Source organism: Mesorhizobium sp. LNHC229A00 (assembly GCF_000502415.1).
Taxonomy (GTDB): domain Bacteria; phylum Pseudomonadota; class Alphaproteobacteria; order Rhizobiales; family Rhizobiaceae; genus Mesorhizobium.
Map to the genome: position 1 here is coordinate 639,438 of NZ_AYWQ01000003.1, position 15,861 is coordinate 655,298.

General features: G+C 61.6%; 15 protein-coding genes. 9 read left to right on the forward strand and 6 right to left on the reverse strand.

The features are described from left to right. Window positions 1-73: 73 nt before the first annotated feature. The 3 genes from X742_RS159725 to X742_RS159715 are packed head-to-tail and all read right to left on the reverse strand — an operon-like array spanning window position 74 to window position 1,910. Complete coding sequence (locus X742_RS159725; RefSeq protein WP_023771411.1) at window positions 74-913, reverse strand: DUF3618 domain-containing protein; 840 nt, start codon at window positions 911-913, stop codon at window positions 74-76. Beyond that, complete coding sequence (locus X742_RS159720; protein ID WP_015316434.1) at window positions 910-1,302, reverse strand: phage holin family protein; 393 nt, start codon at window positions 1,300-1,302, stop codon at window positions 910-912. The genes X742_RS159725 and X742_RS159720 overlap by 4 nt, the downstream gene beginning before the upstream one ends. After that, on the reverse strand, window positions 1,299-1,910 hold the full coding sequence (locus X742_RS159715; protein ID WP_023771412.1) for a hypothetical protein: 612 nt from the start codon (window positions 1,908-1,910) through the stop codon (window positions 1,299-1,301). Before X742_RS159715 ends, X742_RS159720 begins: the two co-directional genes overlap by 4 nt. A gap of 331 nt (window positions 1,911-2,241) precedes the next feature. Here X742_RS159715 and X742_RS159710 point away from each other — a divergent pair, with 331 nt between their 5' ends. Next, the gene (locus X742_RS159710; protein WP_023771414.1) at window positions 2,242-3,882 is read left to right on the forward strand and encodes a M20/M25/M40 family metallo-hydrolase; all 1,641 of its coding nucleotides are present in this window, start codon (window positions 2,242-2,244) and stop codon (window positions 3,880-3,882) included. A gap of 64 nt (window positions 3,883-3,946) precedes the next feature. Here X742_RS159710 and X742_RS159705 read toward each other — a convergent pair whose 3' ends face one another. Together X742_RS159705 and X742_RS159700 are read right to left on the reverse strand one after the other, a co-directional pair. Beyond that, window positions 3,947-4,792 carry a manganese catalase family protein gene (locus tag X742_RS159705; RefSeq protein ID WP_023771415.1) on the reverse strand — a complete coding sequence of 282 codons (846 nt, stop codon included), beginning with the start codon at window positions 4,790-4,792 and terminating at the stop codon, window positions 3,947-3,949. A 176-nt stretch (window positions 4,793-4,968) separates the two neighbouring features. After that, window positions 4,969-6,087 (reverse strand): hypothetical protein, encoded by a 1,119-nt coding sequence (locus tag X742_RS159700; RefSeq protein WP_245275514.1) that lies wholly within the window; start codon window positions 6,085-6,087, stop codon window positions 4,969-4,971. Between the two features lie 157 nt (window positions 6,088-6,244). On the opposite strand from X742_RS159700, the gene X742_RS159695 reads away from it, so the two are divergent. Genes X742_RS159695 through X742_RS159685 form a run of 3 tightly spaced genes read left to right on the forward strand, consistent with a single transcriptional unit; the run spans window position 6,245 to window position 9,137 of the window. Then, window positions 6,245-7,417, forward strand: a complete 1,173-nt coding sequence (locus X742_RS159695) for a glycosyltransferase (RefSeq protein WP_023771417.1) — start codon at window positions 6,245-6,247, stop codon at window positions 7,415-7,417. Window positions 7,418-7,419: 2 nt separating this feature from the next. Continuing rightward, window positions 7,420-8,583 (forward strand): UDP-galactopyranose mutase, encoded by a 1,164-nt coding sequence (gene glf, locus X742_RS159690; RefSeq protein WP_023771418.1) that lies wholly within the window; start codon window positions 7,420-7,422, stop codon window positions 8,581-8,583. A gap of 32 nt (window positions 8,584-8,615) precedes the next feature. Further along, on the forward strand, window positions 8,616-9,137 hold the full coding sequence (locus X742_RS159685; protein ID WP_023771419.1) for a ferritin-like domain-containing protein: 522 nt from the start codon (window positions 8,616-8,618) through the stop codon (window positions 9,135-9,137). A gap of 55 nt (window positions 9,138-9,192) precedes the next feature. Here the strand turns inward: X742_RS159685 and X742_RS159680 are convergent, their stop codons facing one another. Then, window positions 9,193-10,362, reverse strand: coding sequence for a hypothetical protein (locus tag X742_RS159680; RefSeq protein WP_023771420.1), 1,170 nt, complete (start codon window positions 10,360-10,362; stop codon window positions 9,193-9,195). 316 nt (window positions 10,363-10,678) lie between these two features. On the opposite strand from X742_RS159680, the gene X742_RS159675 reads away from it, so the two are divergent. From X742_RS159675 to cyoD, 5 genes are all read left to right on the forward strand, one after another. Next, the gene (locus X742_RS159675) at window positions 10,679-11,548 is read left to right on the forward strand and encodes an MBL fold metallo-hydrolase (protein WP_023771421.1); all 870 of its coding nucleotides are present in this window, start codon (window positions 10,679-10,681) and stop codon (window positions 11,546-11,548) included. 179 nt (window positions 11,549-11,727) lie between these two features. Continuing rightward, entirely contained in the window at window positions 11,728-12,744 is a 1,017-nt protein-coding gene (gene cyoA / locus X742_RS01000000169895; RefSeq protein WP_023771422.1) for a ubiquinol oxidase subunit II, read from the forward strand. 2 nt (window positions 12,745-12,746) lie between these two features. Further along, entirely contained in the window at window positions 12,747-14,750 is a 2,004-nt protein-coding gene (gene cyoB, locus X742_RS159670) for a cytochrome o ubiquinol oxidase subunit I (RefSeq protein ID WP_023771423.1), read from the forward strand. Beyond that, window positions 14,747-15,433: a cytochrome (ubi)quinol oxidase subunit III gene (locus tag X742_RS159665; RefSeq protein WP_023771424.1), complete on the forward strand. Its 687-nt coding sequence runs from the start codon at window positions 14,747-14,749 to the stop codon at window positions 15,431-15,433. The genes cyoB and X742_RS159665 overlap by 4 nt, the downstream gene beginning before the upstream one ends. Next, window positions 15,430-15,846, forward strand: a complete 417-nt coding sequence (cyoD, locus tag X742_RS159660; RefSeq protein WP_023771425.1) for a cytochrome o ubiquinol oxidase subunit IV — start codon at window positions 15,430-15,432, stop codon at window positions 15,844-15,846. Before X742_RS159665 ends, cyoD begins: the two co-directional genes overlap by 4 nt. The last annotated feature ends 15 nt before the right edge of the window (window positions 15,847-15,861 follow it).

The following is a 15,861-nucleotide window of genomic DNA, read 5'->3' on the forward strand; positions in this document are numbered from 1 at the left end:
GCGACAACCCTTTCGCGAGTTGCCTGCGCCGCCGCCAGTCGCATGAGGATGACGGCGGCTCCAGCATCCTCGGCTAGGATTTTTGTTCCGATGGGAGAGAGACCCGTTCCCGTACGGACTGCTCCGTCGTGTCGGCCGCGGACTTGACGATTTCACCAATCTGGTCGGCCACCGTGCCTGCTTGTGTGTCCTGCCGTCCAGCTTCCTGCTTGATCGTCTCATAGGCGTCCGCGGCAACCTGCTTGGCCTGGTCGAGGCCTTGCTCGAGCATGGTCTCCGAGGTGTTGCGAAGCTTCTCGCCATAGGCCCCCAGTTGCTCATCCTCCACTGCGGTATGGGGCAACATGGCGCCTATCGCGGCGCCGATGGCGAGACCGACCGCCGCGACCGCGAGGGGCTGATCGTTCAACAGCTCCTGTGCCGAGCGACTGGCTTTTGCAGCCATGTCGCCAGCCGTCGATCCTGCGCTGGCGGCGTTGCTCGTCAATCCTTCGGCGGCGCCGCTCGCTGCGCCCGTTATGGCCGCGCCCACGCTACTTGCAGCTGACGAGAGCGATTCAGCGGTTCCGGAGAGCGTGCTGCCCAAGCCGCCGCCCTCCGCCTCGTCACGCCCGCTGGGCGGAGTAGGCGCCGTATAGCCGGCCCGGCGACGATTGCCGTTCGACGGACCGCTGCCCAGCATCAGCCAAGCCAGACCTGCGCCCACCATGGTCACGGGCAAGGGATTGTCCCTGACCTGCGTTCTCAGATTGTTGAGCATTGCCGAACTCTCTCCTCCGGAGAAGATGCCGGTGAATTCATCCAGCAATTGTCCCGGGGACATCTTGCCTCGAATGGATTCGGCGGTCTCCACCACCCTGGCGCGCGCGGCCTCCGCCTCGCGTTCGAGTTCGGCTGCGGATTTCTCGGTCATCTCACTTGTTCCTTGATCACAGTCGCGTCGCGCCTGAGCTGTTCTTGGGTTCGGTCGGGAGTAAGTTCGGAAGGCGCCATGCTTGCCATGCCGGTGCGCAGCAGAATGACGCCAAGAATTGCCACCACAACGCCGACCAACAGGGAGGACCACCCGGCCCCCAGCCCTGCCCGCGTCAATGCGATGACCAGGGCCTGAAGCAGCACGAGCAGAGCCGCGAGCAGGCAGATGGCCCCGCCCAGCACCTCGGCGGCGCCAGCTCCCGTCTTGGTAAACTTTTCAGAGAGCTCCGCCCGCAGAAGCCTGGCTTCGGTTTGCACCAGCGTGGTGACGTTTTGGGCCAAGTCGGTCACCAGGGTCGCGAGGCTGGGATTGTCTTGAGTGTTCATCTGTCTTGCTCCCCATACGGCGTGGCCAGATCGTCAACGCCGCCGCCGAATCCTTGCACACCGTCGGCTGACCAGCCGGCAGCTTCGCCGGTCTGCGAGTTAACACCACCCGAGGCACTTCGAGATGCTTCGGGGCTTCTCGGTGGGGAAGCCTTGATGAATCGACCCAGCGCCAATCCGGCCAATACGGACCCGGCAAGCAGGACACCGGGGTTTTGCCGGCCGAAGGACTGCACATCCTCAAGCACCTGGCCAAACGGCTTTTCTTTCAACGAGGAGGAAAGCCGCTCCAGCCCGCCGGCGGCGTCCAGGGCAAATTTCGACGCGGTCCTTTCATCATTGTTGGCCAGATGCTCGCTGGCAGCGCGCAGCGCGCCGCCCAACGCCGTCAAGCTCGATCCGATGTCGCGCTGCGTCTCCTCCGCCTTGTCCGAAATAACCTGCGTGGCTTCCGTCGCGTAGTCGCCAGCCTTGCGGGCCAGTCCGTCGCGAGCATCGTGAAGCAACTCGCTCGCGCGCTGTTTTTCCCGGCCGAGCCTGTCGGAAACGTCGCTTGTCGCCTTGTCGAAATCAGTGGGTTTACGGCCCTGGCCGTCATTGCGTTGCATGGGTCACCTAGTGAAAACCGAGGAAGGAGAGGATCGCGAGCACGACAACGACGAGGCCGATAAGATAGATGACACCGTTCATGGGCACGTTCCTCCTTGGCAGCCCAACTTCATAGAACCTGCGATGTTCCGTCGGCGAAGAGCTTTTTGCGATCCAAGAGCAATGCGGGAAGAACCGGTCGGGAGCGCCGCCAGTCCGTCATCGAGACGAGCTGCCTCGGCCGAGAGTTGCTTCCAAGTCGATTCCACTGAGCCACCGCCGAAGTGCGCTTGAGAGAAATCGCTGGACCAGGATAGGGTCCACCGTTCCCACCCGAATGGCAGGACGGCAATGACCCGCAATCCTATCGAGACACTATCCAGTCGTGCGCGGCGCTGGGCAGTCGGTTTGACCGAGCAGAAGAGCGTCACCGGCACGGACGGCGAGGCTGCCTTCGGCCCTTGGTTGGCGGCGCAACTCCGAAAGGAGACGGCATTTCAGAACGCGGAGGTCTGGACGATCGAGGTCGGACCTCAGGACGGCCGTCACTGCGTGGCGATGCTCCTGCGCGGCACTGGTCGCCCGACCGTGCTCTTGACCGGTCACTACGACACCGTCGGGACAAGCGATTACGGACAGTTGGAGCCTCTGGCCACTCGGCCCGACGCGCTGACAAAGGCGTTGCACGGTTCCCTCGTCGCCGCGAATGCTCCAGCCGCCATCCTGGCGCACCATGATTTCGCGGGCGGCGAATTCCTTGCCGGACGCGGCCTTCTCGACATGAAAGCGGGCCTTGCAGCGGGGCTGGCCGTATGCGCCGAATTTGCCGAAAGCGCAAAGCCGGCTGGAAATCTGCTTTTTATCGCCGTGCCGGACGAGGAGAACAATTCCGCCGGCGCCCGCAAGGCGGCACAGATGCTGCCTGGACTCTGTAAAGAGCGCGACCTCGATTTGCTCGCGGTGATCAATCTCGATGCGATCGCGGATGATGGCGACGGCAGCAAGGGTCGCGTCATCGCTCTGGGAACCGTCGGCAAGCTGCTTCCAGCCGCCTGCGTGGTTGGTGTTCCCACACATAGCGGCTTTCCCTTGAATGGCCTCAATGCCGGCGCTATCGCCGCGGCAATCGCCACGCGGATCGAATGGGCGCCCGAGCTCACCGACATGTGCGGCACCGGACCCGGCACCCCGCCCAGCCTGCTCGGGATTCGGGACGGAAAGACCGGATATGATGTCACGACACCGCGGACCGCCCATGCCACCTTCAATGTGCTGAGTTATCGCCGAGCGCCCAGTGAGGTGCTCGACCGGTTCGACAGCCTATGCGCCGAAGCGGCCTCGCTTCTTTTGCAGGAGCTCCGGCGCCGCGTCTCTGCTCAGCACGAAACAGGTCTGCTTGAGGTGGTGCAATCTATCCCCGTCCATCGGTATGAGACTCTGCTGGCGCGTCTCGAAGAACCGGAGCGGCTGCGGCTCGAAGCTGTTTCTGCTTCGATCGCCGCCGGCGAACAGCCCCTGCCCGAGAAGTGCCGATTGATAACCGAGCAGGCTTGGGAACTCAGCCGCTTGGCCGGGCCAGCCATCGTGACGGGCTTCGGATCGATACCCTATCTGCCGACGAACCTTTCCGCGCAGCCGGCAGCCGCCAGGCTGCGAGCCGCTGCCGTCGAGGTGGCCGACGAGGCAGGGGCTCGCCATGGCAGCGTGGTCACGTGCGCGGACTATTTCGCCGGGATTTCGGACATGAGCTTCTTTGGCGAAGCGGCCGAATCCTCCCTCGACATCGTCGCCCGCAACACGCCAGCCTGGAAAGACAGCGTGCGCTGGCCTCTCACGCGAGCCCTGGCCAACATGCCGACGATCAACATCGGTCCGTGGGGACGCGATTATCACACGCCGCTGGAGCGATTGCATGTCGGCTATGCGTTCGACGTCCTGCCGCAGCTCATTCGCGATGTCTGCGCCAGGCTCCTTCGGCCCGACGCGTCCTGACAGGCACGAACGGCACAAGCGGATGCGGCCGCATTTGGCCGCCGCCTTCTGCCTGTGACGATGACTATTCGGCTGCCTTCCTGTCGAACATCTGCTCACTCTGCGCACCAGAGCTTGGCCGTGGCGGCGAGAGCATTGGCTCCTCGCCCATCGGTGCACCGGGCAACAGGGAGAACTCGCCCTTGCCGTCCATCGACGGGCCTTCGCTCCAGCGTCCCTGCGCCGGTGCGACACCTTCGACGAAACAGTTGATGAACGCATAGGATACGTCTTGATGCTCTTTCTCCCGCGGGAAGGAATTGGGCACCGGCAGAGACGCGGTCAGGCCGCCCATGTCCTCGATCGCCGCCAGCCACTGCTGCTGATGCATGGTGTCGCGCGCGATGAGGAATGACAGCATGTCCTTCATTCCGGCATCGTTGGTCATGTTGTAGAGGCGGGTCGCAAGCACGCGCCCGCTTCCTTCCGCGGTGACGTTGGCGACCATATCGGCGGCAAGATTGCCGCTGGCATAAACATGCGAAGCATTGAAGGGAACACCGTTGGAGTTTTCCGGCAGGGCGGCGAGCCCAGTCGACAAGATATGGCGGAAATTCATCCCGTTGAGGACAGAGCCGCCGACCGCATCGGATGACACGTCCTCCTGCAGTGAAAGCGGTGCCCCTTCGAGATTGAGCGCGACCGCGGTCGCCAGCATCTCGATATGGGCGAGCTCCTCGGTGGCTGTGTTCAACAGCAGGTCGCGGTACTTGGCCGGTCCACGGCACCCCCAGGCTTGAAAGAAATACTGCAAGGCGACACGAATTTCGCCTTCCACTCCGCCTATGGCCTGCTGTAAGGCGCGAGCAAAGATTGGGTTCGGCGTCTCGACTTGAACCGGGAACTGCAATTTCTTGTCGGTGTAATACATGGCTGACTCTCCGTTTGAAGTCAGCCGAACCTCAGCCCGGAAGCATTGTTCCGCCCGAGCAGGCGTTTAATTTGGGAAGAACTGGCAGCGGATCGTCTAGGGTCAGCGGAAACTCAATTGCACGACGACGACGGCCGGTCGAACACGGTCGTGCCGGCCGGCCGGCAGGGCAGGGATCATGCAACCTTGGAAAACAGTGCCACGTCACATCGGGCCAAGCCGTAGCGCCACCGGTGGTCGGTCGCGGCAACCCGGCTTTGGTAAAACAGTGAAAGCTGGCTGCCTTCGATCATCACCGTTGAATGACCGTTCTCGCCCGGCTGGCCTGGCTCGAGCACCGGCCCTATCGACACGTAAGGTCCGGCAACCTCGTCAGCGATGGCGAAAAACACGCGCTGACGATTCCCACGAAGGCCATTTGGAAGAAAACAAGTGGCGTTCAGGAGCACTCGGCCATCCGGCAACTCGACCAGTTGGGCACCTTCTATGCCCCATTCATAGTCGGGATCCTCTCTCGTATTGTGATGAGGGACATCAGCGTGATCGAGGATCTTGCCGATCCGCTTCCACGGACCGAACCACGAATCGGACTGGCTGCGAGCGAGATAGATGTCGGGCTGCGGCACTCTGTTGAATTTCGGCATGGCAGAGTAAACGAGATAGCGCTTGCCCCCAATGACCGCCGGGTGCGGATCGTAAATGCCATCCTCCTCCGTATCGGGGATGGCGAGAATGGCCGGGCTGAGAACCACCCAATGGAAGCCGTCGTTGGAAACCGCATGCTCGCAGCGGCCACCGGATTTCATGAACTCGGTCTGGATGAACATGTGGAAGACGCCACTTTCGTGGATGACGCCCGGAGCCGCGACCCCCGTCCCGTTGATGGGAAGCTCGATCGCCTCGTGCTCGATCCAAGGCCCATAGAGGTCGGGCGCCGTCGCGTGCAGGATTCTCCACGTCTCGGTCGTCACCGTCCCGCTAGAACCGAAGACATGCCACAGCCTGCCATCGAAGACGGGGCATGGGTCCTTGAGGTCATCCACGCTTTGCGGATGGAACAGCGGAAACACGTTGGTGTCGAAATCGATCTTCATCTTAGCCCCGGAATTTGCCCTTGCCCCGGACGCGCCCAATGCCGCGGGCGAATCAAGTTGATGTCCGGGATATTTTATAGCCAGCAAGTGCAACGCAAATACGGCAAAGGCGGTTCTCCACCAGCAAACCTCGTCGGGGGCAGTTCGATGACCCGCCATTTGAGACAGCCAGTCTGCCTCCGCGCGGCCGGCGCTTTGCATTCGTCCAATCCGAAGCGGCGACCGAGCTCTCGTTTCACTTTGGAACAACTCACCTACCCGAAAGTTAGGAGCTGAAACCGAAGTCTAGTTGTCCCTCATCCACGATTAACAAATGTTAGTCGCAACACAAATGACCGTCTATAAAAGGAATATCTCAATGGAAGCAGCCTTGGGCAGGGTAATGGTCAGTAAACAAGCTGACAGGCAAAATCTACTGGTTTGCTTCTCCCATTTAAGGTGGAATTTCGTTCATCAACGCCCGCAGCATATCCTCACTCTCGCATCCATGCAGCAGAGGGTTGTCTACTTTGAAGAACCTGTTTTCGAAGAACTGGCGCAGCCGCTATTGCGGACGAGCGAGGCCTCGCCAAACATTCTGATTGCGACACCAGTGCTCCCGGTCGGCACGTCGGCCGCGAAAGCAGACGCCGCGCAGCGGAGATTTGTTCAGCAGACAATCGCTTCTATGCCGCACAGCCGGCTGATCGCATGGTATTACACGCCAATGGCTCTTCGTTTCACGGAGTACCTCCAGCCGGACATATGCGTCTATGATTGCATGGACGAACTCTCGGCGTTCAAGAATGCGCCGCCCGAACTGAGGCAGATGGAGAAGGCGCTTCTGAACCGCGCCGATCTTGTTTTCACCGGCGGCCTGAGCCTGTTCGAGACCAAGCGCCACCTGCATCACGCGATCTATCCCTTTCCGAGCAGCATCGATGTGAACCACTTTCACAAAGCCAGGAAGCCGGGAAAGGACCCAGCCGATCAGGCCGGCATTCCTCACCCGAGGGTCGGCTATTTCGGCGTCATCGACGAGCGGCTGGACGTCGACCTCGTAGCCCAGGCGGCGGAGACCATGCCGGACGTGCATTTCGTCATGCTTGGCCCGGTGGTCAAGATCGATCCTACAAGCCTGCCGCAAGCCGAGAATCTTCACTGGCTGGGCGGGAAAGCCTACCGCGATCTGCCCGACTACCTGCGCCACTGGGATGCCGGCTGGATGCCGTTCGCCCTCAATGAAGCGACCCGCTTCATCAGCCCGACCAAGACGCCGGAGTTCCTCGCGGCCGGGCTGCCGGTGGTCTCGACGGCGATAGTCGACGTGGTGCGCAGCTACGGCGCTGCCGGACTGGTGGAAATCGCCGACAGCGACGATCTGGAAACCAAGCTCCGCTCGGCTCTTTCGCGACCGCGCCAGATGCTCCGGCGACAAGTCGACGCCTACCTTGCGGATACCTCCTGGGAGCGAACATGGAATGCCATGGCAGCTCACATCGAGCGCGCCCATGAACGCAAGAAAATCGTCCCTCTTCGCAGGAGCGCTTAGCCATGTTCGACTGGCTGGTCGTCGGGGCGGGTTTTGCCGGCAGCGTGCTTGCCGAAAGGATAGCCTCGCAGCGTCACGAAAGCGTCCTGCTGGTCGATCGTCGCGGCCACGTGGGGGGCAATGCGTATGATTGCTATAATGAAGCCGGCATCCTGATCCACCGCTACGGTCCGCATATCTTCCACACCAACAGCCAGGCGATCGTGGACTACCTGTCGCGGTTCACCGAGTGGCGGTCATACGAGCACAGGGTGTTGGCGGCGGTGGACGGGAAACTCGTTCCCATCCCGATTAATCTCGACACGATCAACAGCCTTTATGGGCTGGACCTGACCTCGGCCCAGTTGGAGGAATTCTTTGCGTCGCGACGCGAGACGGTAGAGGACGTTCGCACGGCCGAGGATGTCGTTGTCAGCACGGTGGGCCGCGAGCTCTACGAAAAATTCTTCCGTGGCTACACTCGGAAGCAATGGGGCGTCGATCCCAGTCAGCTGAGCAAATCGGTGACGGCACGAGTGCCGACCAGGACCAACCGTGACGACCGCTATTTCAGCGATAGCTTCCAGAAAATGCCGGCCGGCGGATACACCAGGATGTTTGAACGCATGCTCGACCATCCGAACATCAAGATCATGCTGCAGACCGATTTCCGCGAAATCCGTGAGAAGATCCCGTTCAGGCGGATGATCTATACCGGTCCAATCGACGAATATTTCGGGTGGCAGCTTGGGCATCTTCCCTATCGCTCGCTGCGTTTCGAGCACGTCACCCTGGACCGCGAGCAGTTTCAGCCGGTTGCGGTCGTCAATTATCCGCAGACGCAAGATTACACCCGCATCACGGAGTACAAACATTTGACCGGCCAGCAGAACGCGCGGACCAGCCTGACTTACGAATATCCGACGGATATCGGGGACCCGTACTACCCGGTGCCGCGAGCCGAAAACGAAGCGCTCTACAAGCGCTATGAAGCGCTCTCCGCAACCTGTCCCGACGTGTGGTTTGTCGGCCGCCTGGCAACATACCGCTACTACAACATGGACCAGGTGGTCGGACAGGCCCTGGCTACTTTCGCTCGCATCCAGAAAAGTCTGCCGGAATGGGCGGGCACCGGAAGGACGCCCCTAGGCGGACTGGCGGTGAGTTCTCCCGCACATGGGAGCTGAATTGGCGCCGGCAAATCAGAAGGAGAATTGTGATGGATACAAACTTCACCACGGAGAGCCGTTCGATCTTTATTGTTGGCTTGCGCAACGCCCATGCCATGGAGAACCAAGCGCTGTCGATCATGAAACCACAGGTCGAGCGTATCGAGAATTATCCTGAGGTGGTTGATCGCTTGCGCCGGCACATTCAGGAGACCGAGGGCCAGATCACCCGGATCGAGGCGGTCCTGGAGGGCCTCGATGAAGAGCACTCCACGCTCAAGGACACGGCCCTATCGATTGTTGGCAGCATGGCGGCCATGGGACACTCGATGGCAGGCGACGAGATCATCAAGAACAGCTTGGCGAATTTCGCCTTCGAGAACTACGAGATCGCTGCCTACAATTCGCTCCTGGTGCTCGCCGATGCCGGCGGCTTCCAGCATGCCGAAACGGCCCTCAGGCAGAATCTGAGCGAAGAGGAAGCCATGGCCGATTGGCTGAAGGAAAATCTGAGCGACGTGACCCTGCGGTACGCCAGGTTGCGCGAGGCGGGGGAGACCGCAAAAAGCTGATCCAACGGCGCGGGACGGCATCCACAACCCGCCCACCTTGTTGCCGGCCGCTCCTTCAGCGCGTCCGGTTCGGTGCGAACAGACCTTGCTGCCGAACCAGTTCGTCCGCGACGGGCTGGCGGAGGCGTCGCGTACCATCCGCCTGGATGACCGAAAACAACCCCACCTCCGCATGTCGGGAATTATCCCACCCAGGGTAAGCGGTTATCGGATACAGGCAAATACCCTCGATCGGCGCGTCGAGGCTCATCGCCGCACGCACCTCGTCGCAGACATAGTGGAGCCAAGCAGCCCCGCCCGATCCCTCCGAGCCGGTTTCGGCGATGAACATCGGCTTGCCATATCGATGAGCGACCTCGATCAGCATTTCCGACAGAGCACGGTACTCGTGGTGTCCCATCGGAATGGTCGGCCCATTTATGTACCATTGATTGTGCGGATAGAAGTTCAGGCCCACGGCATCGACAACATCCTCGCTGCCGCCCAACTCGGGTTCGACGCGGCCCAGCAACATGTCGTAGGCCTCGAACTGTCCCAGTCGGGCGTTTTCGGCGCGGCGCCGTTCGCCGCGGGTCCGGTCGCGAGGCGCGATGTGGATGAGCGGCTCGGCCCAGACAAATCTGCATGCCGGATCGACCTCGCGCATTGCACGAACACCGGCGATGGCAGCCTTGACGAGATGCCGCTTGAACCATCCCCGCTTGTTCAGCCCTACGCGCGGGAAATAGCCGACCTCGACGGCCCAGGCGAAGAAGGAGATTTCGTTGATCGGACATAACAGAGGCGATGTGCCGGTAATCGAGCGGTGCACCCTCACGGCTTCCGCCGCGAACGAGGCATAGGCATCGATGAAATGGATGGACCCCTGATCGACATGGTCCGGGGATCCATAGTGGAAGATATCCCAGATGACCTGGACACCTGCCGATCGGGCTGCCTCGACCATAGGCATCCAACTTGACCAGTCATAGGTTCCGGGAGCGGTTTCGATCAGGTGCCAGCGTAGCCCATCGCGAATGGTGCGCAGGCCGAGGTCGGCGCAGGCCCGGTAGTCGCCGAGGGCATGCAAATTGTGCGAGGTCGCACGAATAAGGTCGAGGCGGACGCCGTCCTTGCGCCGGTGCGAGGAGCACTCAAAGCCCGCCATGAAAAAACTGGCGAAGCGCGAAGCTCCCGGAGCCGGCTCACCCACTTCGTGCCCGTCCGTGAGTCCCACTTCGTCCATTCGGAGTCTCCTTTGGGCAGTTTCAAACTCGGCCGCCCTGTTCGGACCGCGAATTGCCTTTGGCGAAACGCCGGATCCGACCGGGCAAGCCGCATCCCTTTGCTCAGCTCAGCAGATCCTTCGTCCTGCCTGACCGGGTAGTGCCGAACNCCGAACCGACGGGCCGAGCCTTTGTTCCGGTGGTCGACCGCCTGGGAGCTGGGTGGCGATTGGCGACGTCAGGAACAAGGAGGCTTGAGCCAAGTTCGGGGCAATGTAGCACCGGCGTGGCTTAACTCGACCGGCTGCTCGGCAAACAACAGAGGCACGGGATCATATGACCGTTCAAATTCGACTTTCAGATATCGACCATGCCAGGCGCGAGGATCGTGGCGACGGTGCTTGGAGCATCGCACCGGATCTTGGCTATTTGCGGTTTGCAATCGTCAATGTCGTGTTGTTCGGCGCACCGGGCAGCGGAGACCGGAAATGGGTGCTGATCGATACCGGTTTGCCGACGTCCCGGAGCAGCATCCTTGCTGTGGCGGAAAAGCGCTTCGGGACTGACGCGCGGCCGGCTGCGATCATCTTGACGCACGGCCATTTCGACCATGTGGGAACGGTTCTGGACCTCGCGAATACGTGGGACGTGCCTGTCTTCGCACACCCGCTCGAGCGCCCCTATTTGGACGGGACCACATCCTATCCGCCGCCGGACCCCTGGGTTGGAGGTGGACTGATGGCGCTGCTTTCGCCGCTCTTTCCACGCGGGCCGATCGATCTTGGCAACCGCCTGGAACCCTTGCCGAGCGACGGATCGATCCCCGGAATGCCCGGATGGCAATGGCTGCACACACCAGGACACGCCCCGGGGCATATCTCGCTCTGGCGCGAGGAGGACCGCTCGCTGATCGTAGGGGACGCCTTCATCACCACAGGGCAGGAGTCGGTCTATGAGGTCGCCGTTCAGGATCTCGAGATGCACGGTCCGCCACGCTATTTCACGCCGGACTGGGATGCGGCGGAAAGATCGGTGAAGCGCTTGGCCGCGCTGAAGCCCCAGATGATCATCAGTGGACATGGGGCGCCGGCGGCTGGCGTGGGCATGCGTCAAGCTCTTGACAGCCTGGCTGATCGGTTCACGGAGTTTGCCGTGCCGCCGAAAATGAAATTCGTGCGCGAGCCGGCGACGGTTCCAAATAGCTGAGCCTCCGAGCGCAGCGCTCTGCCGCGGTTCTCAAGATCTGTCAAAACCGGGCCAGCTTTGCCGCTCGGCTGCCCAAGACGGGCGGCGGCGGAACAAACGTCACAGGCGCCAGTTAGGGCGTTCGTTGGGCGGCAAGCGACACCGGGCGTATCTCGAATTCTGCGTCAGGGAAGACTTAGATGGAAAACGCGAAGAACGCGTGCCCTCACGACGCGTCCTCCCCGAGATGCGTGGCGCAGCCGCTGTTTTTGCCACCCACCTTCAAGCCGGCGCACTCGCTGCTCGGGATACCCGCGGCCGCATTCTTGCCCGGCTGCGCGGGAGGCGTGCTCGACCCGCAAGGGCCAATTGGCGCGGGCAATCGCACGATCCTTTTGAACTCGCTGGCGGTGATGCTGGTGATCGTCATTCCGACGCTGATCGCACTGCTGGCCTTCGCTTGGAAATTCCGCGCCTCCAACAGCAGTGCCCGTTACGACCCGGAATTCACCTATTCAGGTCGGATCGAGTTGATCGTCTGGTCGATCCCGACGCTCACCATCCTCTTCCTTGGCGGACTGATCTACTACGGTTCCTATCACCTCGATCCGCGCAAACCGATCGCCTCGGCGCAGCCACCGCTCGACATCCAAGTGGTGGCGCTCGATTGGAAATGGCTGTTCCTCTATCCCGAGCAGGGAATTGGAGCGGTCAACCAGCTGGTCATCCCGGCCGGCGTTCCCGTGCATTTCAAGCTGACCTCGGCCAGCGTGATGAACACGTTCTTCGTGCCTCAGCTTGGCAGCATGGTCTATGTCATGAACGGCATGCAGACCGAGTTGCATCTGCAAGCCGACCGCGAGGGCAGCTATTTCGGTCAGTCGGCGCATTTCAGCGGCGACGGCTTCTCGGACATGAACTTCAGCGTGATCGCGGTTTCGGCCGATGCGTTCACCCGCTGGGCGTCATCGTTGCGTGGCGGCGGCGGCGTGCTCAACGCCGACGGGTACCGCGAACTCGCCCGGCAAAGCACAAACCTGCCACCGGCTTCGTTCGGCCATGTGCAGCCCGGGCTGTTCGAAGCGGTTGTCCAGCAGACGCTGCCGCCCGGCCCCGGCCCCGCTGAAAGTACCGGTAGCGGCGAGCCACAGGTCAGTCCGAAGGCGTTACGAGCGGCGGCCATGGCGCACCACCAGCAGGCAGAAGGGGAAGAATGACAATGCTCGGCAAGCTGGATTGGTCGGCGATTCCGTTCGACCAACCTATCCCCCTCGGTGCGGCCTTCGCGGTGTTCCTCGCTGCGGCAGCGGTGCTCTGCTGGATAAGTCTCAAGGGATATTGGCCCTATCTGTGGAGCGAGTGGATAACTTCGGTCGACCACAAACGCATCGGCGTGATGTACATCGTGCTCGCGATGCTCATGCTTTTGCGTGGCTTCGTCGATGCCATCATGATGCGCACGCAACAGGTTCTGGCCATCCACGGTCCAGGCTATCTTCCGCCCGAGCATTACGACCAGATCTTTTCGGCGCACGGCACGATAATGATCTTCTTCGCGGCAATGCCCTTCATCATCGGCCTGATGAATTTCGTCGTGCCGCTGCAGCTTGGCGTCCGCGATGTCGCCTTTCCGACGCTCAACTCAGTCAGCTTCTGGTTGACGGCCACCGGAGCCCTGCTGGTCAACATCTCGCTTGTCATCGGCGAGTTCGCGCGCACCGGCTGGTTGCCCTATGCGCCCTTGTCGGAAACCACCTACTCGCCGGGCGTCGGTGTCGACTACTATCTGTGGTCGATCCAGATCTCCGGCGTCGGCACTCTGCTGACCGGGGTGAACCTGGTGACGACGATCCTTAAGATGCGTGCGCCGGGAATGGGGTATCTGCGCATGCCGATGTTCTGCTGGACATCGCTGGCCTCCAACCTGCTCATCGTCGCGGCCTTCCCGATCCTCACCGCCACGCTCGCGATGCTGACGCTGGACCGCTATCTCGGCTTCCATTTCTTCACCAACGAAGCCGGCGGAAATCAGATGATGTTCGTCAACCTGATCTGGGCCTGGGGCCATCCCGAGGTTTACATCCTGGTACTTCCAGCCTTCGGGATTTTTTCCGAGATCTTCTCGACCTTCTCGTCAAAACCGCTGTTCGGATATCGTTCAATGGTCGCGGCGACGATGTTCATCTGCATCGTCTCGTTCATGGTCTGGCTGCACCATTTCTTCACCATGGGCGCCGGTGCCGACGTCAATGCCGCGTTTGGGATCGCCACCTCGGTCATCGCCGTCGGCACCGGCGTAAAAATCTACAATTGGCTCTTCACCATGTATGGCGGGCGCGTTCGTTTCGACACGCCCATGCTTTGGGCGCTGGCTTTCGTCACCACCTTCACCGTCGGCGGCATGACCGGCGTCCTGCTTGCCGTCCCGCCCGCCGACTTCGTGCTGCACAACTCGCTTTTCCTCGTGGCACATTTCCACAACGTCATCATCTCGGGCGTGCTGTTCGGCGCCTTCGCCGGCTTCACCTACTGGTTCCCCAAGGCATTCGGCTTCCGGTTGCACGAAGGTTGGGGGAAAGCGGCATTTTGGGTCACCTTGGTCGGCTACATGCTGGTCTTCGTGCCACTCTATATCGTCGGCCTGCTTGGCATGACGCGGCGCCTTCAGCACATCGACATGGATCTCTGGGCGCCGTGGCTGGTGGTGGCCGCGTTCGGCGTGCTGGTGATGATCATCGGCGCCGCACTGCAGATCATGCAGCTGGTGGTTTCGGTCCGGCATCGCGACAGGCTTCGCGACGAGACCGGCGACCCGTGGGACGGGCGTTCGCTGGAATGGTCGACATCCTCCCCTCCGCCCGCCTTCAACTTTGCGCGGCTGCCACACGTCGAGAACGAAGAACCCTACTGGAGCATCAAGCAACGGGGGATCGAGGAGCAGAGCGCGGAGACGGAGGCCGCGTACGAGCCTATCGAGATCCCGCGCAACAGCCCGACAGGCTTCGTCACTGCTTTTTTCAGCACGCTGATCGGTTTCGCGCTGATCTGGCACATCTGGTGGCTGGCGATCGTCGGCTTCATCGGCGCCTACGCCACCTTCGTCGTCTTCGCCTGGCGCGATCATGGCGACTACGAGATTCCCGCCGATGAGGTCGCGCGAATAGACCGAAACGGCCGAGCCGCGCAGCTTGCCTTCCTGCGCAGCTGGGAGCGTCCGGTATGAGCGATCACGCCTTCACCAGCGACATCAGCGCCGACCGCCAGACACGCGACCCATACCGGCTCAATCGCACCGGCAGCCATGGTGCAAGATCCGCGACAGGCCACGGACAGGGCGGTCCGGCGTCGAAGTTCGTCACCGTTGCCTACGGGTTCTGGATCTTTCTGCTGTCCGACATCATCATGTTCTCGGCTTTCTTCGCCGCCTATGCCGTGCTCGCCAAGGCAACCGCCGGCGGGCCGACCGGCAAGGATCTGTTCGAACCCACGCGCGTTGCGGTACAAACGGGCCTTCTGCTCAGTTCGAGCTTCACCGGCGGCTTGGCAACGCTCGCGAGCCACCGCAGATCGATGGCTGCCACCCAGTTCTGGCTGCTGATTACGGGCCTGCTCGGGGCAGCCTTCCTGCTCCTGGAGGTGCAGGAGTTCGCGGCGATGGCCGGCGAGCAGGCAGGCCCGTCTCGAAGTGCATTTCTTTCAGCCTTTTTCGCACTCGTTGGTTGCCACGGGACCCACGTCGCACTCGGCCTGCTCTGGCTAGGCACCATGATGGCGCAGCTGTGGGTCAAGGGTTTTCGACCCGATATTTTGCGGCGGCTCCACTGCTTCGGGCTCTTCTGGCACGCGCTCGACATCATCTGGGTTGCCATCTTCACGCTGGTTTATCTGTTGGGAGCATCGCCATGACCGAGATCGGGGGCGGGAGCGGGACCGGCGAGACGCCAGACCGCCGCGATTCAGCGCCGGGCGAGGAACGCATAACCGAGCACGAAATGGCGGGGGGCCTCTCTGGCTACCTGCTCGGCTTCGGCTTGGCCATCCTGCTTACGATTGCTTCGTTCCTGGCGGCTCAGACCAACCTGATCTACCAGCCGGCGGTGATTTCGGCCCTGGTGGTGCTCGCTGTCGCGCAGATGGGCGTGCATCTTGTCTTCTTTCTCCACCTGACGACCGGACGGGACAACACCAATAACGTTCTGGCCCTGGCCTTCGGCGTGCTGATCGTGGCGCTGGTGGTTCTGGGCTCAGTCTGGATCATGGCCCATCTGGATCAGAACATGGCTGCCATGACGGCCCATCAAGCCGGAGTGATGCCTTGAGCGAAGCGCGCGCCG